The sequence below is a fragment of the Streptomyces daliensis genome (genome assembly GCF_054782395.1).
Window position 1 is genome coordinate 1 of record NZ_BAAGSO010000120.1, and the last position, 19,329, is coordinate 19,329.

At 70.3% G+C, this 19,329-nt stretch carries 16 protein-coding genes; 7 read left to right on the forward strand and 9 right to left on the reverse strand.

Features of this window, described 5'->3' with window-relative positions; genetic code table 11:
• Positions 1-298: 298 nt before the first annotated feature.
• Complete coding sequence (locus ACYVOO_RS34510; protein WP_461019668.1) at positions 299-1,015, reverse strand: GntR family transcriptional regulator; 717 nt, start codon at positions 1,013-1,015, stop codon at positions 299-301.
• A gap of 58 nt (positions 1,016-1,073) precedes the next feature.
• Between ACYVOO_RS34510 and ACYVOO_RS34515 the strand changes: the two genes are divergently transcribed.
• Complete coding sequence (locus ACYVOO_RS34515; RefSeq protein ID WP_461019669.1) at positions 1,074-1,895, forward strand: class I SAM-dependent methyltransferase; 822 nt, start codon at positions 1,074-1,076, stop codon at positions 1,893-1,895.
• A gap of 911 nt (positions 1,896-2,806) precedes the next feature.
• On the opposite strand, the gene ACYVOO_RS34520 is transcribed toward ACYVOO_RS34515, so the two are convergent.
• Together ACYVOO_RS34520 and ACYVOO_RS34525 are read right to left on the reverse strand one after the other, a co-directional pair.
• A complete protein-coding gene (locus ACYVOO_RS34520) occupies positions 2,807-3,112 on the reverse strand; it encodes a hypothetical protein (RefSeq protein WP_461019670.1) in 306 nt (101 codons plus the stop codon).
• Positions 3,102-3,650: a bifunctional DNA primase/polymerase gene (locus ACYVOO_RS34525; protein WP_461019763.1), complete on the reverse strand. Its 549-nt coding sequence runs from the start codon at positions 3,648-3,650 to the stop codon at positions 3,102-3,104. The genes ACYVOO_RS34520 and ACYVOO_RS34525 overlap by 11 nt, the downstream gene beginning before the upstream one ends.
• Before the next feature lie 392 nt (positions 3,651-4,042).
• Here ACYVOO_RS34525 and ACYVOO_RS34530 point away from each other — a divergent pair, with 392 nt between their 5' ends.
• Complete coding sequence (locus tag ACYVOO_RS34530; RefSeq protein WP_461019764.1) at positions 4,043-5,281, forward strand: hypothetical protein; 1,239 nt, start codon at positions 4,043-4,045, stop codon at positions 5,279-5,281.
• A gap of 16 nt (positions 5,282-5,297) precedes the next feature.
• Here the strand turns inward: ACYVOO_RS34530 and ACYVOO_RS34535 are convergent, their stop codons facing one another.
• A complete protein-coding gene (locus tag ACYVOO_RS34535; protein ID WP_461019671.1) occupies positions 5,298-6,242 on the reverse strand; it encodes a phosphotransferase in 945 nt (314 codons plus the stop codon).
• A gap of 365 nt (positions 6,243-6,607) precedes the next feature.
• Here ACYVOO_RS34535 and ACYVOO_RS34540 point away from each other — a divergent pair, with 365 nt between their 5' ends.
• Positions 6,608-8,128: a CBS domain-containing protein gene (locus ACYVOO_RS34540; protein WP_461019672.1), complete on the forward strand. Its 1,521-nt coding sequence runs from the start codon at positions 6,608-6,610 to the stop codon at positions 8,126-8,128.
• A 45-nt stretch (positions 8,129-8,173) separates the two neighbouring features.
• Here the strand turns inward: ACYVOO_RS34540 and ACYVOO_RS34545 are convergent, their stop codons facing one another.
• Positions 8,174-9,361, reverse strand: coding sequence for an LCP family protein (locus ACYVOO_RS34545; protein WP_461019673.1), 1,188 nt, complete (start codon positions 9,359-9,361; stop codon positions 8,174-8,176).
• Positions 9,362-9,425: 64 nt separating this feature from the next.
• Positions 9,426-10,025, reverse strand: coding sequence for a transglycosylase SLT domain-containing protein (locus ACYVOO_RS34550; protein WP_461019674.1), 600 nt, complete (start codon positions 10,023-10,025; stop codon positions 9,426-9,428).
• Between the two features lie 762 nt (positions 10,026-10,787).
• Between ACYVOO_RS34550 and ACYVOO_RS34555 the strand changes: the two genes are divergently transcribed.
• The gene (locus ACYVOO_RS34555; protein ID WP_461019675.1) at positions 10,788-13,736 is read left to right on the forward strand and encodes a tetratricopeptide repeat protein; all 2,949 of its coding nucleotides are present in this window, start codon (positions 10,788-10,790) and stop codon (positions 13,734-13,736) included.
• A 46-nt stretch (positions 13,737-13,782) separates the two neighbouring features.
• On the opposite strand, the gene ACYVOO_RS34560 is transcribed toward ACYVOO_RS34555, so the two are convergent.
• Together ACYVOO_RS34560 and ACYVOO_RS34565 are read right to left on the reverse strand one after the other, a co-directional pair.
• Complete coding sequence (locus ACYVOO_RS34560; protein WP_461019676.1) at positions 13,783-14,310, reverse strand: cupin domain-containing protein; 528 nt, start codon at positions 14,308-14,310, stop codon at positions 13,783-13,785.
• A 135-nt stretch (positions 14,311-14,445) separates the two neighbouring features.
• Complete coding sequence (locus ACYVOO_RS34565) at positions 14,446-14,649, reverse strand: hypothetical protein (protein WP_461019677.1); 204 nt, start codon at positions 14,647-14,649, stop codon at positions 14,446-14,448.
• Positions 14,650-14,845: 196 nt separating this feature from the next.
• Between ACYVOO_RS34565 and ACYVOO_RS34570 the strand changes: the two genes are divergently transcribed.
• Positions 14,846-16,042, forward strand: a complete 1,197-nt coding sequence (locus ACYVOO_RS34570; RefSeq protein ID WP_461019678.1) for a Gfo/Idh/MocA family protein — start codon at positions 14,846-14,848, stop codon at positions 16,040-16,042.
• Between the two features lie 56 nt (positions 16,043-16,098).
• Here the strand turns inward: ACYVOO_RS34570 and ACYVOO_RS34575 are convergent, their stop codons facing one another.
• A complete protein-coding gene (locus tag ACYVOO_RS34575; protein WP_461019679.1) occupies positions 16,099-17,214 on the reverse strand; it encodes a ferritin-like domain-containing protein in 1,116 nt (371 codons plus the stop codon).
• Positions 17,215-17,392: 178 nt separating this feature from the next.
• Here ACYVOO_RS34575 and ACYVOO_RS34580 point away from each other — a divergent pair, with 178 nt between their 5' ends.
• On the forward strand, positions 17,393-18,367 hold the full coding sequence (locus tag ACYVOO_RS34580) for an AurF N-oxygenase family protein (RefSeq protein WP_461019680.1): 975 nt from the start codon (positions 17,393-17,395) through the stop codon (positions 18,365-18,367).
• 156 nt (positions 18,368-18,523) lie between these two features.
• A complete protein-coding gene (locus ACYVOO_RS34585; protein WP_461019681.1) occupies positions 18,524-19,276 on the forward strand; it encodes a TetR/AcrR family transcriptional regulator in 753 nt (250 codons plus the stop codon).
• Positions 19,277-19,329 lie beyond the last annotated feature (53 nt).

Sequence of the window (19,329 nt, forward strand, 5' to 3'; positions counted from 1 at the left end):
GGTGACGCCCCTCCGCAGATCTCTTGCTCGGGAACGTCGGCTAGTCGTAGCGCCGGGAAGCTCACTGTTCAGTTCTCAACCAGCAACCACTCCGGCGAACTGCGGTCTGACGCCCTCCGAGGAGGGAGCCGCCGGGCGGTGCGCTTGCAGGTCATAGACTGGACCGGTGGACCGGTCCAGTCAACCCATGCGAATGTGCTCGGAGTTGATACGACATCAAACATGCAGGTAGAACGGTTATTTGAGAAAATAAAAAGCTGGACCGGCGGACCGGTCCAGCTCTATGTGAGGGCGGGGGCTACATCGCATACGTCTCCACCTGCTCGTGAAGAGCACCGGGCGTGACGCCCTCCTCGCAGACCAACGGGCGCCCCTCTTGGTCGTATGCGGTGTGCAGGACCACGGCGACAGCCGCTGGGTGCGACAAGGCGAGGTGCTCGCGCTCTTCCTCTGTCGCCAAGCGCACCGTCGTCACGTCCACCCCTTCGGCGGGGAAGCGGCCGGTTTGTCGGCGCACGTAGCGGGTCGTCCCCTCGGTGATGGGGGCGACCTGGGCTAGCCGAGGTGAAGGTTCAGCGATGTCGGGCGGGAACCACGCCTGCACGTAGCTGTGCGGGCTGCCCTCCGGCAGTTGCAGCACGCGAACTCGCCGCAGAGCCTTTACGTCAGCGTCCAGCCCAAGCGCCGTCGCCACGTGGGGGGGTGGTGCGACCCAATCCGGCTCGCCCACGCGCAGGAACGGCATCCCGCCGCTCACCCGTGCCGAGCCTGCCCGACGGGCACCCGCTGGCCGCGCCACGGGCGTCTCGGTGACGACGAACCCCGTCCCCTGTCGCGCTTCGACCACACCGTCATTGCGCAGCGTATCCACGGCTTTGATGGCCGTAGCTCGCGAAACGGACCACTGTTCAGCGAGGTCTCGCCCGGACGGGATCGTCTCGCCCGGTGCGAACTCGCCTGCGGCGATACGGGACCGAAGGGACTCCGCGATCTCCTCGTACTTCAGCAGTGCCATGGCTCCCCTATCGGTAGCTAGGGTGGACTGGTCCACCGGTACACAGGATACTGCTGCCATGTCGAAACCAGAGCTGGCGCCCGAGGTCGAGCAGTTCTACTCCCGTGACGCGGATGAGGACCAGCGGCTGCGCGCATCGGCGGACGGGCGTCTCGAACTGCTCCGCACGAAGGAGTTGATGCGGCGGTTCTTGCCGAAGCCCCCGGCCCGGGTCCTGGACGTTGGCGGAGGAACTGGCGTTCACGCTGAGTGGCTGACCGGCGACGGCTACGAGGTTGAGCTGATCGACCCCGTAAGCCGACACGTCGAGCAAGCCGCCAAGGTGTGTGACGCCCGAGTAGGAGACGCACGTCACCTCACCGCGGCGGACGGAACCTATGACGTGGTGCAGCTCTTCGGGCCGCTCTACCACCTGCCGGAGCAGAAGGACAGGCAAGCGGCTCTCAGTGAGGCTCGCCGCGTAGCCAAGCCGGGCGGCCTCGTGGCTGCCGCTGCGATCAACCGGTACGCGTCCATCTTCGAGCACGTCTCATACGCGCACCTTCAAAAACAGCGAATGCAGGAGTCGATTTCCTCCATCCTCCGCACTGCCGTCTACGACGGGAAACGAGGCTTCACGCTCGCTTACTTCCACCGTGCGGAAGAACTCGCCCAGGAGATGCGGGAAACAGGGCTGACCGACGTTGCGGTGTTCGGCATCGAAGGTCCCGCATGGTCCCTCCTGAAGACTGCGGAGCAGCAGCCCGGCCCCGGGCCAACGGACGACCTATTTGAGTCTGCGCTGACAGCCGCACGACTGGCTGAGCCCTACCCCGAGCTGCTTGCAGCCAGCTCGCACCTCTTGGCGGTGGGCAGGGCGCCCGCTGACATCAACCTCTGATATCAACACGCGTACAACCCGCGAATCATGGGCGGTGGATGCGCCCTGCGACACACGCCCGACACGCCTCACTGCCAACCATGCCCGCCTGATGCTCCGCCGCAGGTCAAGAGGGGTTCCGATAGTGATCGGCGCGTTCTCTCCGGAGCCGTGTGCGCAGGTTCGAATCCTGCCGGGGGTACCTCACGCAAGGTACCGAAACGCCCCGCCACCAGGGATGTCCTGGGAAGCGGGGCGTTGTTGTGTGCGAGGGCGGGTGCGGAGGAAGCACTCGCCAAGTGCTTCGGAATACACCGCCCGAAGCTGCTCGCCTCCGGACTGGCCAGGGTGACGGCAAGGCGCAGCAGATTCGTCCACTCACCCCAGCCACACGCGCCCGCGCGGCATCCGCCGTGACACCGCAGGTCACTACGCCGAGGCCGACGGGCTCCAGCGGACGAACGCCGCGGACGCCGCCACCACCCGCACGAACACCGCACTCGCCCTAGCCGACCTCCCCCGTTCCCACCGGACGAATCACTGTTGGCCTTCGACGCCTTGGCCGAGCTAGGCCACGAACTTCACTTCACAGAACACGTCCGCACCCGCACGCCCCTCCCCGACCAAGCGCGGGCGCTGCGTCTGCCAGACGGGGCCCCGGTGCCCCAGCTCCGCCAGGTGGTCCGCGACGGGGTGAGTAAACCGCCAGCCTTGGAGGAGCCGCCCTTGCCGGGGACGACTTGGAGCTGAGCTATCGGGAAGTCGGAGTCCAGGCCGACGGCGGACAGTACCTCGGCCAAGGCATCAGCGCCCCGCCTGCCCTCCGCCCAGCCACGCACGTACGGGACTCCAGGCATCAGTTCTTCCGCGCTACAGGCGCATACGCCCCGTGGGTCGGTCATGGCTTCCGCTCCTCGTCGCCTCAGCATCGGTCAGTTGTCGGTCTTCGAGCCGCCGTCGTCGGCATGCCCCCCGTGCGGACCGTGCGGGCAGTCCAGCGCCAGCCGCAGCAGTTCCGCGACCCGTTCGGCGGTCTCCGGGGAGATGCGGCCGACTTCGATGAGGCCGTGGCCGAAGACGTTCAGGTCGGCGCGGAGGTAAGGGAACTCGCGCTCCAAGCCAGCGGCGATCAGGACGTCGCGCAGCGCGCTCACCGCGTCCCGCGCCGCGCGCCATTCGCGGCTGTCGAGCGGGGACCAGTGAGCATCGTCGCGAGGCTCTGCGGAGTCACCGTGCACCGGGAGTCTCCTCGTCCTTCGCCGGGACCGTCACGACCCTCTCGCGCTCCAGCCCGTAGCGGTCCGCGCGTGCCACCAGAGCCGCCGAGGCGACGAACATGGCCGCCAGCGCCGCGACGCGAGCCGCAGTGGCCTCCGGCCGACGCATCGGCGCGCGCAGCCAGGTGTAGCGGTCCCCGCTCAGCGGCATCGGCCCCGGCACCACGACGACGGAGTCGACGCTCAGGTAGCGGTACTCCAGCCGGTCGCTCGTCTCGCGCCGCATCATGCCGTCGAAGGTCGCTTGCATGCCGGAAGGCAGGAAGAAACCGGTCAGCCGGGAAGCCCAGTCGGCCATGACCGGGCCGAGCGGCATGGCGCGCCGGGCCAGTTGGTCGAAGGTCTCCAGCCCTACCCGCTGCTCTATCGCGACGACGTCGAAGTAGTGCCCGGTCGGCAGTGCGTACGGGCTGCGGGGGTCGGCGGCCCACGTCGCGCGACACTCGGCGGGGTCCTCGGCCGACGCCGACAGCCAGACCAGTCCGCGCCTCGTCATCATCTGCACGTCGCTCGCCTCCGTGTCTCACCTGGCGGCCTGTCGACCGCGGTACGACCACCGTGGCCCGCGGCCCCCTGGCCTGTTCAGATGACGAGGGGTGACGGGGGATGACGTGTCACGGCAGCGGGCGTCACCCCCCGTCACCCCTTCCAGGACCGTGCGTGACGCGGGCAACCCGCAGACGCAGGCGGAACGTGTTCCGTAGAGTCGGCGCGGGAGCAGGTGACCCAGCGTGAGCGGCAGGGGAGGCGATCACCGTCGAGACGAACCAGCCCTTCGGGCCGCTGCTGCGCGCCTCGCGCAAGGAACGCGGCTGGGGGCAACTGCGGCTCGTGAGCGAGATGCGTCGGTCCGCCGCGCACAGGGGCCAATCCCTCCCGACGGACGACAGTGTGAAGCGCCGGATCGCGAGCTGGGAGAACGGGCACAGCGTGCCGGACGAGTTCTACGGGCCGCTGATCTGCGAGGCACTGGGCAGGACGCCTGCGGAGCTGGGACTCAGCCACCTCGCCGGACAGGACGCCCACCTCCTCGACGCGCGGTATCCGCCGACACCGGAGGACGCGTTCCGGGCCGTCGACCAGCTCTGGCGGGCGGACCTCCACGGCTACGAGCCGCTGCTCCACTCCGAGGCGTCCCAGCCCGCGTGGAACGAGGCGTCGCTGCGCTGGCTCGTAGCCCCTGAACCGGCTGCTCCCGCTCCGCCCAAGCCGGGGAGCGTACGCGTCGGCATCGCGGACGTGGCCACGATCAGGTCGACCAGCGAGGTGTTCGCCCAGTTAGACGACCGGTTCGGCGGGCAGCACGCACGCCAGGCCGTCGTGCAGTACCTCAGCCGGGACGTGGCACCGCTGCTCAACGGGCAGTACACAGAAGCAGTCGGGCGGGCACTGTTCTCCACCGTCGCGGAGTCGACGCTGCTCGCCGGGTGGATGTCGTACGACGCCTGCCACCACGGCCTGGCCCAGCGGTACTTCCTCCAGGCGCTGCGGCTCGCCCAGGACGGCGGGGACCGCAGGCTCGCGGGGAGCATCCTCTCCGCGATGAGCCATCAGGCCACGTTCCTCGGTAACTACACCGAGGCGGCAACGCTGGCGCGGGCCGCCCGTATGGGCATCTCGGGGGTGGCGACCCCGACGCTCATGGCGCAGTTCCACGCGATGGAGGCCCGCGCGCTGGCTCGGACGGGCGATACGCGAGCGTGCGAGAAGGCACTCGCCGAGGCGACGAGGACGCTGGAGAGCCGGAACAGTGGGGACGAGCCCGAGTGGATCACCTACTTCGACGAGGCCGAACTCGCCGCCGAGGCCGCCCACTGCTTCCGGGACGTGGACAGCGCCCGGCAGGCCGTCGCGCACGCGGAGAACGCCATGAGCGGCAGCCACGTCCGCAGCGACTTCTTCGCCACGATGGTCCTGGCGGACGCCCACCTCCGGGCCGGTGATCCGGAGGAGGCGTGCCGGGTGGCGCTGGACGCGCTCGACCTCGGGGAGCAACTGAAGTCGGCGCGGTGCGTGAGCTACCTCGCGGAGTTCCGGCGGCATCTCGGCGCGCTGGGGACGGCGCCCACCGTGCGCGAGTTCTACGCGCAGGCAGCGGACCACAGACTGTGGGCGGCCACAGGGGCGTGATGGTCGCGCCGTGGCCTCAGAACGGCTTCCAGTCGCGCCGACTGCCGTTCGTACGGATCGCCTCCACCCGGTGCGCGAACTCTCTCGCGGACTTGGTGCTCGTGGCCGCCTGCTGCCCCAGCCACAGCGTCATCATCAGCTCGCGCACGTCGGCCAGCACCGGGTAGCCGGGCCAGTTCATCAGGTCGAAGCCGTAGTGGTGGACGAAGGACTCGTACTCGGCGCGGGTGTGCCAGCCGAAACGGTCGTAGTAGAGCGAGGTCAGGACGAGGTCCCACTCCCGGTGGGCGAGGGCGAAGCCGTCGAGGTCGATCAGGATGGCCCGGCCGTCGCGGTCGCGGAGGGCGTTGCCGATGTTGGCGTCGCCGTGGATCAGGCCGAAGGGGAGCACGAAGTCCAGGGCGTCGTACCCCTTGCGCAGCTTCTCCGCGCGCTCCTCCAGGAAGGTCCGGTCCTCCGCCGTCACGCCGTCCAACGCCCGCAGGCCGCTCCACACCTTGGCGAACGGGTCGAAGTACGGCAGGCCCAGGCTCTCCGGTTCCTCCAGCCAGTGGAGGCGACGCAGCAGGTCGGCCAGCTCGTCCAGCCGCGCGTACTCCTCCGCGTCCTGCGCGTTCTCCCAGAAGGTCACCACGCGGCCCCTGATGACCGAGGGCTGCTCCACCCCCGACAGCACGCGCGTCGCGGGGAAGTCCTCCGTCTCCAGCCAGCGCGCCACTCCGACAGCCCTGCGCATGCTCTCCAGACTTTCCGGGTCACGGGCGATACGGACGACGACGGGAGCCGTCGAGAGCCGGTACACGGCGTTGGAGCCGAGCCTCAGCAGCTCCGCGCCGGACGGGTCGAGGTCGACGGTCGAGCACGCGTCCCGGAGGACCGCCTCCGCGCTCTGCTCCGTGAACTCCGTTGCGTCGCCGTGCGATGCGCCACCGTCCGAGAGATCCGATGCGTCCGAGACCATGGTTCCGACGCTACCCGGCAGGCCGGGGCCTGACAGGCCGATCACGTAGTAATAACGTAATGATCTTGCTCGCCGGTCGGCCCGGCCCTCACTCCCCCGCAGGTCAGCCGCCATTTCGCGCATCCCGCTCCCCCGGCCTCCGGAGCCGTGTGCGCAGGTTCGAATCCTGTCGGGGGTACCTCACGCAAGGTACCGAAACGCCCCGCCACCAGGGATGTCCTGGGACGCGGGGCGTTGTCGTGTGCGCGGACGGATGTGTCCGGCACCAAATGGTGGTGTTCTCCGCGTAAGGCATGGCACAGCGCCCAGCGGGCATGGTGTGCTGCCCAGGTACCGAAGCGACAACGCGGACGTCAGGGGAGAGCATGCGCGCGTGGGGAGTCAGGGCCGGCCGGGAAGGGCGGCAGGCGGAGACAGCGCTGGCCCGAGGGGTCGTGCTCCTCGGCTGGAAAGAGATCGGCGATCTTGGTGAACTCGGCACCCGTACGCATATCAAGAACGCCGTAGCCACCGCCTATCCCACACACAGCACGTTCACCCGCGCCAACTGGACCGGTCAGCTCAACCGCTTCTACAACGACATCGCCGTGGGTGACCTCGTGGTGGTGCCGCTGCCTCACGCGCGGCTCGCGATCGGCACGATCGCGAGCGGCTACGAATACCGGCCGGACATCAATGAGGACTTTCCTCACATCCGCCACGTCACGTGGACGGTGAAGAACACCGAGCGCGACCGGTTCCAGCTCGATATCCAGGACAGTATGGGCTCTCTGCTCACCGTATTCGAGCTGCGAAGGTTCGGCGCGGCGGAGCGCATCGCGAAGGTCGCCTCGGGCGGTACGGACCCTGGGCGGCCCGATGCCGATCCGCTGACCGCCGGTCTCGATGAACCGGAGAAACTCTTCGAAGCGGCTCGCAGTGCGGACAAGGCGTCGCCTCTGACGATCTCCGTCCGCGACCTCCTCAAAGTCTGGGACGAGCAGCGCCGCGAGGCTGCCGTCATCTCGCGCGTTCAAGAGGCTCTCACCGAGCAAGGGCTCGCCACAGTCCCTCACTTCACCGAGGGAAGCCTTGACAGCATGGTGAGCCTGGTGCCCGTCGCGAGCGTGGTGGAGGACGAACAGAAAGCCTCTCCGGAGGAGCCGGCCGTCGCGCCGGTGGAATCCGACGAGATCGCTTATCTCGTGAGCAATGTGGAGTCGGCGAATGCCGTTCCCGAAAGCGTGCGGGCCGGGGACGACCTTCGTACGGCCGTGACACTGATGACGCTCAAGGGGTACAGCCAACTCCCCGTCCTGGACGGCGACGGCCGTCTCCTCGGCGCGGTGAGCTGGGAGTCCATCAGCCGTGCTCACCTCGTCGACGCCGGGGCGGGTTTGTCAGCGGCCACGGTTCCCGTCCGGGAGGCCAACCGGTCGGACGACCTGCTGGACTGGATCGTCGAAATTCAGCAGACGGGATATGTCTTCGTACGCGATGACGCGCACAAGGTGTGCGGCATTGTCACCGCTGCCGATCTCACGGGCGAGTTCGAGACGCGAGTACGTCCCTTCGTACTGGTCGAAGAGATCGAACAGCATCTGCGGCGGGCTCTCGACGCGCGAATTCCCCTGGACGACATCCGAAAGCGGGCCAGGATGGGCTCGCGCGTCAGCTCTGCGGCGGATCTCTCGATGGGGGATTACAAGCACGTCCTGCGGGACGAGAAGAACTGGGAAGCCCTTGGGTGGAACATCGACAAGGAACTCTTCCTCGCGGCACTCGACCAGTGCCGTGTCTTCCGCAATCAGCTCATGCATTTCAGCCCGGACCCGGTGACGGAGCAACAGCTCAGGCCGCTCAGGGGACTGCTCGACCTTCTGCGGTCTCTGCGTCAGCCGAGCTGAGACCCGCGCCCCGTCCGATGCGGGACGGGGCACGGGACTCCGGCGTCAGCCGCCCGCCGTGACGCCCGTGTCCGCCTGGTCGCCGACCGAGTTCTTCGTTGCCGACTTCGGGATCGGGTCGTCGTGGCGCAGGGCCGTCCACACCTTGTGGGAAGCGTGCTTCAGGGGGAGGACGCGTTCCTGGTTCTGGGGGTCGTAGGTGACCGGGAGGGTGGTCATGTTCATGTGGGAGGGCTTGATGCCCTTGAGGTCCTTGGCCAGGCCCAGGAGCTTGTCCGTGGAGGCCAGGTCGGAGTCGGCGCTGACGGTACGGGTGGCGGTGTCGGCCAGGTCGTAGGTCTTCGCCGGGTTGCTGAGCAGGCCGATCGAGTCGACCTGGTGGATCAGCGCCTTGATGAACGCCTGCTGGAGCTGGATGCGACCCAGGTCGCTGCCGTCGCCCACGCCGTGGCGCGTACGGACGAGCTGGAGCGCCTGCTCGCCCTTGAGCTTGTGCGTGCCCGAGGTCAGGGACAGTTGGCTGGCGTCGTCCTTGATGGCCTTGTCCGTGGTGATGTCCACGCCGCCCAGCTCGTCGATGAGCTTCTTGAAGCCCGTGAAGTCGACCTGGAGGTAGTGGTCCATGCGCAGGCCGGACATCTTCTCCACGGTCTTCATGGTGCAGGCGGGGCCGCCCACCTGGTAGGACTCGTTGAACATCGCCTGCTGTTCGCCCCGCACGGTGCCGCCCTGGGGGTCGGCGCACCGAGGCCGCTGGACCTCGGTGTCGCGCGGGATGCTGACGACGCTGGCCTTCTTGTGGGACTTGTCGACGTGCAGAACCATCGCGGTGTCGGCGCGGGCGCCGCCCTGGTCCTCCCCGTACTGACTGTTCGCGCCCGCGCGGGAGTCGGAGCCGAGCAGCAGGATGTTCATCGAACCGTCCTTCTGCCCGCTGGGCCGGTCGTGGCCGAGCTTGGCGTCGACGTCGACGCCCTTGAGGTTCCCGTTCAGGTGGGACCAGAAGTAGGCGAGCCCTCCGCCGCCGAGCAGCAGCACTCCGAGCACGGCCCAGGCGGTGATCTTCAGGCCCCGCCGCCTGCCGCGGCGCGCCTTCGCCGGTCCTCCGTAGGAAGGCGGCCCGTAGGCGGGCGACGGCTGCTGCCCGTAGGGGTCCCCGGGGGTCCCGGGGTCGGGCGGCGCGGGGCTGCCCGGCGCGGGGGTACGCGCCTCGTTCCCGCTTTCGTGCGACATGAGCTGCTGCCTGTTCCTCGCTGTTCGCGGTTCTCGCTCACCGAGCGCTCGGTGGGTCTACGGCTCAGTACGCCGAGTCGACGTTGTCGATGGAGCCGTACTTGTCGGCGGCGTAGTTGGCGGCGGCGGTGATGTTCGCGACGGGGTCGGTCAGGCTGTTGGCCGTGCCGTCCACGTGGTACGCGTCGAACGTCGGCTGGATGACCTGGAGCAGGCCCTTGGAGGGCGTGCCCGCCTGGGCGTTGACGTCCCAGCCGTTCTGGGCGTTCGGGTCGCCGCCGGACTCGCGCATGATGTTGCGGTGCAGGCCCTCGTAGCTGCCGGGGATGCCCTTCGCCTTCATGATGTCCAGCGCCTCGTGGATCCAGCCGTCGAGGTTGCCGGAGGAGGAGCCCTTGCCCACCGAGGCGGCCTGCGCGGAGACGCTCGCGGCGGAGGTGGTGGCAGCGGACGCGCTCATCGTGCCCTGGTCCTGCGCGTGGGCGGGGGACGGGGCCAGCGTGAGGGCGACGGCCGCCGCGCCCGTGGTCACCAGACCGGCGACGGAGAACCTGCGGATGCGGGCGTTCCGGGCCGGGGCGGCCGTGGCCGTGGCGGTGGCGGTGGCGGCGTCGGTGGTGGTCGCGGTGGCGGTGGCGGCGGGGGCGATGGTGCGGAAGGACATGCGGAAGTACCTCTCCGAGAAGGGGGGACGTGAGGGGAGCGCGGCGCGGAGGTCGGTTCCTCGCCGGGTGCCGGAACGGTGCGAGCCGAGCGGTGGTCGCTCGATCCGGCGTGGTGCTCCCCGGTACGTCAGCCATGGTTAGCGGCGCCTCGGAGGGGTGGCAAGAATGTGACGTACTACCCGATTACGTAGGGTCTTCGCCCGTTTTGCCCGGCGAGCCCTCATGGGTGGGCCGCGGCTTCCGTGCGGGGCTACTACCGGTCTTCCGATATGACGTGGGCCCTATGGGCGGGCTCACAAGGGAGGGGTCCCGGAAGAGGGCGGCGAGTGGGCTGGGTCACCGGGCCGCGGGAGGGGGCCGGGAACGGAAAAAGCTGGTTCTGGCTGGTGGAGGTCGCCCCCGTGCGGCTCCAACAGCCAGAACCAGCTGGCATCGGTGAACGGGCCTCCCCATGGGGTGGGAGGACCCGCACCGGCGGTGCGGTCGGTCAGTGGTGGCGGGCGGTCGAGGCGAGGGTGGGCATCGTGGCGGTTGTGGCCGCCGTGGTGATGCGAACTGCCTTGCTCATTACCCGCTGTCTTTCTTGTGCTGTTCGTCCCCGGCCGTTCTCGCGGGCGGGTACGGGTAGACAGTGCCCGAAGGGGTTACGATCCGGGAAGGTTTTACGGACGGTCCCGGACAGTGAGTTCGTGTCTTCGCAGGTCAACGGCCTAGGCTGTCCGCCTTCCAAGGCGTCCGTGTCTGCTTGTCAGGGGGGAACGTTGCCCGCAGCCGACCACGGCGAGCGCGACAATCCGTTCGCCGTCGAACTTCGCAGTGCCTGTGCCCAGGCCGCCGCGCCGGATCCCGGGCTGCCCCTGCGCATGATCGAGTCGGTCTCCGGCATCGGCCGTACCGCGATCGGCCAGTGGATGAAGGGCGCGAGCCTCCCCCGTTCCTGGCACGAGGGAGCGGCGCCGGTCGTCGAGGCCGTCATCAAGATCGCGGCGCAGCAGGGGCGTCCGTTCCCCAACGCCGCCGCGATCCGCCAGCGTTGCCGTGACGCGTACGACGCCGCCAAGGGGACGCACCCGGCGCCGCCCAGGGCGCGGAGGGGGAACGGCACCCCGCCCGTACGGCGTCCGCAGGGGGCCGTCGCGCCGAGCGGCACGTCCAGCACGCCTGGCACGCCAGGCACGGCCGAAGCGCCCGTCGCACCAGCACCAATACCCGCACCAGCACCAGCACCAGCACCCGCACCCGCACCCGCGCCCACTCCCCCGCCCACCTCCGCCGTCCTCGCACCCCCGCTCGGCCAACTCCCGCGCGTCCACGGCCGCGCGCAGTTGCTCGGCGAGCTGTACGCGCGTCTGCGCGACGGGGACGGGGCGGGGCACGAGGGCGCCGCGGTCGTCGACGTCCTCGCGGGCATGGGGGGCATCGGCAAGAGCACCGTCGCGCTCAAGGTCGCCGAGTACGCGCGCACCCGTGGGCACCCGGTGTGGTGGGTGTCGGCGGCCGACGTCTCCAGCCTGGGCGGCGGCATGCTCACTCTCGCGGCCGAACTCGGCGCCAGCGAGACGGAGTTGACGCGGGCGCGTACGTCGTCGGCAGCCGGTATCGATCTCGTCTGGCGGCTTCTGGACGCCTGTCCGCACCGCTGGCTGCTGGTCTTCGACAACGCCGACGACCCCGCGACGCTGGCCCCGGCCGGTGACCTCGCGGGCGGCACGGGCTGGATCAGGCCCAGCCGTTCCGGCACCGTGCTGGTGACGAGCCGCATCGTCGACGGCGCCGTGTGGGGCAACCACGCGCGGCTGCGCCGGGTGGGCACCGTCGAGCCCGGTGTGGGCGCGCTGATCCTGCTGGACCGGATGCGCACGGAGCCCCCTCCGGACGGCGCCGGGGCGGCTGGGACAGCCGGGGCCGACGAGACGGACGCGGCTTCCCGTACGGCCGGGTCCGACGAGACGGGCGGGGCTCCTGGTGCGACCGGCCCCCCTGGCGCCGTCGCAGCACCCAGCACCGTCGCAGCCCCCGGTACCGGCCCCGCCGTCGTCTCAGGGCCCTCCCTCCCCGGACCGCCCCCCGGCCCAGGCCCAGGCCCAGGCCCCCGCACGACGGGCCACGACACCCTCCGCGCCCGCACCCTCTCCCAGCAGCTCGGCGGCCTGCCCCTCGCCCTGCATCTCGCCGGGAGCTACCTCGGCTCCGACCTGGCGGCCCTCGACCTCGCCGGGTACCTCCGGGAGGCCCAGCGCTCCATCCACCTCCTCGACCTCGCCGCCGTCGGCGGCCACCGCGCCGACGACCCGCGCAGCCGGGTCACGACGACGTGGGAGCTGTCGCTGAACAAGCTCGCCGAGCAGGGCGTGCCGTCGGCGCGACCGCTGCTGCGGCTGCTGTCGTACTACGCGCCGACCCAGCCGTTCCCCGTCCACGTCCTCGACCCCGAGCTGCTGGCCGCGCACGGACTGCTCGACGGGGACGATCCGATGGCCGCGCAGTTCGCCGGGCTCAGCGGGCTGGCCAGGTTCGGGCTGATCAGCAGCGCGCCCGCGCAGCGCCCCGGTGAGCCGTCCGTGCTCGTCCACCCGCTCGTCGCGGAGGCGTCCCGGGTGCGGCGGGGCGAGGCGGACAGGCCGGAGGCCGTGCAGGCGGCGGCGGCCGAGCTGCTGTCCGCCGCCACCGACCGGCTCGATCTGCACCGCACGGCCGACTGGCCCAGGTGGCGCACCCTCACCCCCCACGCGCACGCGCTGATGGACCGCCTCACCACGGGGGACGCCGGGGTCGTGGCGCACGCCTGCCACGCCCTCAACCGCGCTGTGGAGGCCCTTATCGAGGCGCGCTCGGACGAGGAGAACGAGGTCCTCATCCGGCACGCCCTCGCGCACGCCGACGCGCTCAGCGCGGATCACGACGAGGTCGTCACGGCGCGGAAGAACCTCGCCATGGTGCTGTGGCAGCGCGGCAAGCACGCCGAGGCCGAGAAGCTGACCCGCGCCGTGCTCGCCGTCGAGGAGCGGCTGCGCGGGCCCGAGCACCCGGACACGCTGGTGACCAGGGCGAACGTGAGCTGGTCGCTCTACGAGCAGGGCTCCTACGAGGAGGCCGAGCGCACCATACGCGAGCTGCTGGCGACGGAGACCAGGGTGCTGGGCGCCGACCACCACGAGACGCTCGTCGCGCGGCACAACCTGGCCCTCGTGCTGTGGCGGCGCGGCAACCTCGCGGAGGCGGAGCGGACGCAGCGCGCGGTGGTCGCCGACCGGAAGCGGGTGCTGGGCGCCGAGCACCAGCGCACCCTCACCGCGCTGCTCCTGCTGGGCCGGATCGTCGCGCACGGCGGCGACCCGTGCGAGGGCGAGGGGATCTACCGGGACGCGCTGACGCGGCTGGGCCTCGACGTGGGCGACGACCACCGGCGCGTACAGCGGGCCCGTACGCACCTCGCGGACATCCTCGCGCTACGGGGCGAGCACCGGCAGGCCGAGGAGATGTACCGGGAGTCCCTGGAGACGCTGCGCCAGGAGATGGGCGACGAGCACCCGCACGTCCTGGAGGCGGCGCACGGGCTGGCAGGGGCGCTCCTGGGCTCGGGGGACGGGGTGGGCGCCGAGCGGCTCTATCGCGACACCCTCGGCCACCGCGAGCGGGTGCTCGGGCCCGAGCACCCGGACACGCGCGCCACCCGGTGCGCGCTGGACCGGCTGCGGGTCACGGCCTGACGCACCTGGTGACGCACCCGTCACGCGGCGTCCCCGTAGGGCCGGGTCACGGCTCCGGATCGGGTTCCGGTTCGGCCGTCGTACGGTCGCGCGCCGCGCCCTCGTAGAGGCGGAAGTCGGCGAAGTCGAAGCCTGGCGACACCACGCAGCTCACCAGCACCGCCTCGTCCCCCGCGGGCCGCGCGCTCTGCCACGTGCCCGCCGGAACGAAGCCCTGGAGCCGCTGCCCCGCGCCGAGGTCGGGGCCCAGCGGCGTCTCGATGACGCCTCCGGAACCGGGTCCGCCGGCCGTTCCCGTATCGGGTTCAGGGCCCGCGCCTCCCGTGCGCAGGACGAGCGGGCCGCCCAGGTGCCACAGCCAGATCTCGTCGGAGCCGACGACGTGCCACGCGGACTCCTCGCCCGGCGACAGCAGGTAGTGGATGAGGGTCGCGGTGGGACGGCCGCCGCCGGTGCGCTCCGGCAGCCGTACGTCGATGCCGCTGGTGTAGGTACTCGCGTACCAGCCGCCCTCCGGATGCGGCGAGAGGCCGAGCTGGTCGATGACGTGCTGAGGGTCGAGGCGGGACTCCACGGGTGTCTCCCCGGTCGCGGCGGTCAGGTCATGACTCGCACGGGCCCTCATAAGAGCCCGTGCGCACCTGTGTACCTTCGTGCGTGCCGCGTGCGAGGGCAACGCCTGGGGTTCTTTTCTCCCAGGCCCGTCGGCCTAGGGCAGCAGCTTCTCGATGGCCCTGCGGCCCTCCTCGTCCAGCCGCTTGCGTGCCCACCGGAGGTTCTCCGGGGTGACGTCACGGCCCGCCGCGAGCACGACGTCCTCGGGCGTCACGTCGTCGCTGCCCCCGCTGTGCAGCAGCTTGTCCGGAGTGACCCGGGAATCGGGATCGGAACCGGGGTCGGGTTCGGTGCTCATCCAGCCTCCTCGGACGGATTCCCAGTACCCCCATTGTCGTCGCCCCCCATGCGCCCCGCACCTTGCGCCCTGGGCCCTCGCCCTCTGTCGCGCGCCCGTCCCCATGCCTGATCGTTGAGCCGGACGCACACACCCACGCACCCATCCACCCCCACACCCACGCACGTACGGACTCACACAACAGGAGACGCACGTCATGCCCTTCTCCCTCGGTATCGTCGGCGCGGGCCAGTTCGCGGGCCAGTTCGCCAAGCTGTTCCGCCTCCACCCCGGCGTGGGCGGCGTGCACGTCACCGATCTGCTGCCCGAGCGCGCCGAGCGGCTCGTCGCGCGCCACGACCTGGCCGGTACGGTGCCGGACTTCGCGCGGATGCTGGACTCCGACGTGACCGCCGTCGCCCTGTTCACCCAGCGCTGGACGCACGGCCCGCTGGCCGTCCAGGCGCTGCGCGCGGGCAAGCACGTGTACTCCGCCGTCCCCATGGCCGTCAGCCGCGAGGAGATCGCCGCGATCATCGAGGCCGTACGGGAGACCGGGCTGACGTACATGATGGGCGAGACCAGCCACTACAACCCGGCCACCGTCTACGCGCGGGAGAAGGCCGCCGAGGGTGCCTTCGGCAGGCTCTTCTACGCCGAGGGCGACTACGTGCACGACATGGACCTCGGCTTCTACGAGGCGTACCAGTACAGCGGCGGCGAGAACTGGAAGGCCACAGCGAGCTATCCCCCGCTGCTGTACCCGACGCACTCCCTCGGCGGCGTCCTCGGCGCCTGGCGGACGCACGCCACGAGCGTGAGCGCGATCGGCGTCAGGGACGACCGGGGCGACGGCGTCTTCGACAAGGAGGTCAGCCAGTTCGGCAACGACTTCTCCAACGCGACGGCGCTGTTCGAGGCGGAGGGCGGCGGCTCGTTCCGCGTCAACGAGTTCCGCAGGGTCGGCTACCCGTCGCACATCCGCGAGTCCCGCTTCCGCTTCTTCGGTACGGAGGGGAGCCTGGAGCAACTGGCCACGGTCAGCCTCTGGCAGGACAAGAAGGGGGTGCTCGACGTCTCGGAGCACCTGCGGACCGTGCCCTCCCTCTCCCCCGACGATCCTTCGCTGCGCGACGTGGCCCCGGCGCTGCGGGACGCCTTCGTCTCCGGTACGGCGCCCGTGCACGACAGGTCACGGCTCCCTGCCGAGTTCGCGCAAGCGCCGAACGGGCACGAGGGCAGCCACCACTTCCTCGCCGACGACTTCGTCGGCGCCGTGTCCTCGGGGCGGCTGCCGACCGTGAACGCGTGGGTGGCCGCCCGCTACACGCTGCCGGGCATCGTCGCGCACGAGTCCGCGCTGCGGGACGGGGAGCGGCTGCGGATCCCCGACTTCGGGAACCCGCCCGGCTGACGGCCCGACGCGCGCCGCCCCGCCACCCGTCACCCGCCACCCGTCACCGCGCGGCGTCACCCCGCCGCCGCGCCGCCCTGCGCGATCGCCTCGGCGACCTCCGCCGTGCGTGCCGCCTCCTCCTGTGCGAACCGTTCCGCGTCCAGCTTCTCGGCGATCTCCTCGTCCTGCCGCATGAGGAGGTCCAGGTTCTGGTCGCCCATCTCGAAGACACCCATGTCGACGTAGGCGCGCTGGAGCCGCTCGCCCCACAGGCCGATGTCGCGCACGCACGGCACGATCCGGCTGAACAGCAACTGCCGGAAGAGCTGGAGGTACTCCGAGTTCTCGCTCAGCTTGTCCGCCTCGGCCGCCGGGATGCCGACGAAGTCCTCCAGCACCTCGGTGCCCTTGAGCCGGTCGCGCATCAGATAGCAGCCCTCGATCACGAACTCCTCACGTTCGCGCAGTTCCGCGTCCGAGAGCTGCTTGTAGTAGTCGCGCAGCGCCATGCGGCCGAAGGCGACGTGGCGGGCCTCGTCCTGCATGACGTAGGCGAGGATCTGCTGCGGCAGCGGCTTGGTCGTCGTGTCGCGGATCATGCCGAAGGCGGCCAGGGCCAGGCCCTCGATGAGGACCTGCATGCCGAGGTAGGGCATGTCCCAGCGGGAGTCGCGGAGGGTGTCGCTCAGCAGTGACTGGAGGTTGTCGTTGATCGGGTAGAGCATCCCGATCTTCTCGTGCAGGAAGCGCGCGTAGATCTCGGCGTGCCGGGCCTCGTCCATGGTCTGGGTGGCCGAGTAGAACTTGGCGTCCAGGTCGGGGACGGACTCGACGATGCGGGCCGCGCACACCATGGCGCCCTGTTCGCCGTGGAGGAACTGGCTGAACTGCCACGAAGCGAAGTGCTGCCGCACGTCCCCGCGCTCGGCCTCGCTCATCTTGTCCCAGTAGGGGGTGCCGTACAGCGCGATGGCCTCGTCCGGGGTGCCCAGCGGGTTCTTCGGGTCGACCTCCAGATCCCAGTCGATGCGCTTCTGGCCGTCCCACTGTTTGTCCTTGCCCTTCTGGTAGAGGGCGAGGAGACGGTCGCGCCCGTCGTCGTAGTCCCAGCTGAAGCGCGCGGCGCCGGACGCGGGGACCTGCCAGAGCCGCTCATGGGGGTCGTTGACATAGAGCTCGTGCGTGGACATGACCTACGCCTCCTCTTTCTGACTCCCCATCAAAGGTGGGTAGTCGGCAGGCTCACACGGGCGTTACCAAGGGGTCAACAAGTCGTGCGCGGGGGATTGACGAGCTTGCTGACGCGCAGTCTCATAAGGGCAGGCAGCAGACGTGACCGTTGGTAACCCCGATGAAGAGGTACCTCGCATGACGACCGCCCCTGACCTCACCCCCACCGGCCCCACCGGTCCCACCGGCCCGGCCGAACACCAGGCGCTGCGGGACGCCCTCGGCGCGCTCAAGGACCGCGAACACGTCGCCGAGCGTCTCCTCGCCTCCTCGAAGAAGCACTCCTTCGACCCGGACACCGAACTGGACTGGGACGCCGCCTTCGAAGAAGGCAAGTGGTTCTGGCCGCCGGAGCTGGTCTCCCTCTACGGCACCCCGATGTGGAAGCGGATGTCCGAGGAACAGCGGATGGACCTGGCCCGGCACGAGGCGGCCTCGCTCGCCTCCCTGGGCATCTGGTTCGAGGTCATCCTCATGCAGTTGCTCGTGCGGCACATCTACGACAAGCCGCTGACCAGCCAGCATGTCCGCTACGCGCTCACGGAGATAGCCGACGAGTGCCGCCACTCCATGATGTTCGCGCGGCTCATCACGAAGGGCGGCGCCCCGGCGTACCCGGTCACGCGCTTCACGCACAACCTCGCGCGGCTGCTCAAGACCGTCTCCACCACGCCGGGTTCGTTCACCGCCACGCTGCTGGGCGAGGAGATCCTCGACTGGATGCAGCGGCTGACGTTCCCCGACGAGCGCGTGCAGCCGCTGGTGCGCGGCGTCACACGCATCCACGTCGTCGAGGAGGCGCGGCACGTGCGCTACGCGCGCGAGGAGCTGCGCCGTCAGATGGTCACCTGCCGCCGCTGGGAGCGCGAGTTCACGCGCCTCAGCTCGGGCGAGGCGGCCCGCGTCTTCTCGATCTCCTTCATCAACCCCGAGGTCTACACGAACGTGGGACTGGACAAGCGCGCGGCGCTGGCCCAGGTGAAGGCCAGCGGCCATCGGCGCGAGGTGATGCAGTCGGGCGCGAAGCGGCTCACCGACTTCCTCGACGAGATCGGCGTGCTGCGCGGCCCGGGCCGCAGGCTCTGGGTCAGCTCGGGGCTGCTGGCGAAGTAGCCACCCGGGATGCCCACGGGACACCGCCTGCCCATGGGACGGCTCCGGCACGACGAAGCACCCGGCGCCGCCCCCGGCCCGGTTCCAGCCGTTCCGGTACGGGAACGCCCTGCCGCACCGGCGGCACTCGAACACGTACCGGATACGCTGCACGGCATGAGCAGCAGCGGCACCGCCCCGGCGTATCGCAGGCTGACCGTGGACCAGCGGCGCTCGCAACTGATCACCACCGCGCTCGGCCTCTTCGCGCACCGCCCGCCCGAGGAGGTGTCGCTGGACGACGTGGCCGCGGCGGCCGGGGTCTCGCGCCCGCTGGTGTACCGCTACTTCCCCGGCGGCAAGCAGCAGCTGTACGAGGCGGCGCTGCGCAGCGCCGCCGACGAGCTGGAACTGTGCTTCGCCGAACCCCAGACGGGGCCGCTCACCCAGCGGCTCTCCCGCGCGCTCGACCGCTACCTCACCTTCGTGAGCGGGCACGACGCCGGTTTCATGGCGCTGCTCCAGGGCGGCAGCGTCGTGGAGACGTCCCGTACGAGCGCGATCGTCGACGAGGTGCGGCGCGCGGCGGCGGCGCAGATCCTCCTCCACCTCGACACACCGCACCCGCGCCCGTGGCTGCGGATGGCCGTGCGGACGTGGATCACCACCGTGGAGGCGGCTTCCCTGATCTGGCTGGACGAGGGCAAGCGCCCGCCCGTCGAGGAGCTGCGGGACTGGCTCGTGGACCACTTCGTCGCGATGCTGACGGTGACGGCGGCACGCGACGAGGAGGCGACCGGGGTCACCCGCCGGGCGCTGGAACTGGAGGTTCCGGAGGGTCGGGTGGGCGGGCTGATCCGGCGCGTGGTGCCCGTCGTGTCCGACGCGGCGCATCTGCTGGACGAGCAGCCGTCGGACGACGAGGCGTAGGCGAGGCGCAACAAAAAGAGACTTAAAGGCGACTTGAAGGGTCGGCTACGCTG

What these genes read in the sequence shown, in the direction of transcription:
- ACYVOO_RS34510 (WP_461019668.1), bottom strand. Translation starts at nt 1,015, where the DNA reads ATGGCACTGCTGAAGTACGAGGAGATCGCGGAGTCCCTTCGGTCCCGT.
- ACYVOO_RS34515 (WP_461019669.1), top strand. Translation starts at nt 1,074, where the DNA reads ATGTCGAAACCAGAGCTGGCGCCCGAGGTCGAGCAGTTCTACTCCCGT.
- ACYVOO_RS34525 (WP_461019763.1), bottom strand. Translation starts at nt 3,650, where the DNA reads ATGATGACGAGGCGCGGACTGGTCTGGCTGTCGGCGTCGGCCGAGGAC.
- ACYVOO_RS34535 (WP_461019671.1), bottom strand. Translation starts at nt 6,242, where the DNA reads ATGGTCTCGGACGCATCGGATCTCTCGGACGGTGGCGCATCGCACGGC.
- ACYVOO_RS34540 (WP_461019672.1), top strand. Translation starts at nt 6,608, where the DNA reads ATGCGCGCGTGGGGAGTCAGGGCCGGCCGGGAAGGGCGGCAGGCGGAG.
- ACYVOO_RS34545 (WP_461019673.1), bottom strand. Translation starts at nt 9,361, where the DNA reads ATGTCGCACGAAAGCGGGAACGAGGCGCGTACCCCCGCGCCGGGCAGC.
- ACYVOO_RS34550 (WP_461019674.1), bottom strand. Translation starts at nt 10,025, where the DNA reads ATGTCCTTCCGCACCATCGCCCCCGCCGCCACCGCCACCGCGACCACC.
- ACYVOO_RS34565 (WP_461019677.1), bottom strand. Translation starts at nt 14,649, where the DNA reads ATGAGCACCGAACCCGACCCCGGTTCCGATCCCGATTCCCGGGTCACT.
- ACYVOO_RS34570 (WP_461019678.1), top strand. Translation starts at nt 14,846, where the DNA reads ATGCCCTTCTCCCTCGGTATCGTCGGCGCGGGCCAGTTCGCGGGCCAG.
- ACYVOO_RS34575 (WP_461019679.1), bottom strand. Translation starts at nt 17,214, where the DNA reads ATGTCCACGCACGAGCTCTATGTCAACGACCCCCATGAGCGGCTCTGG.
- ACYVOO_RS34580 (WP_461019680.1), top strand. Translation starts at nt 17,393, where the DNA reads ATGACGACCGCCCCTGACCTCACCCCCACCGGCCCCACCGGTCCCACC.
- ACYVOO_RS34585 (WP_461019681.1), top strand. Translation starts at nt 18,524, where the DNA reads ATGAGCAGCAGCGGCACCGCCCCGGCGTATCGCAGGCTGACCGTGGAC.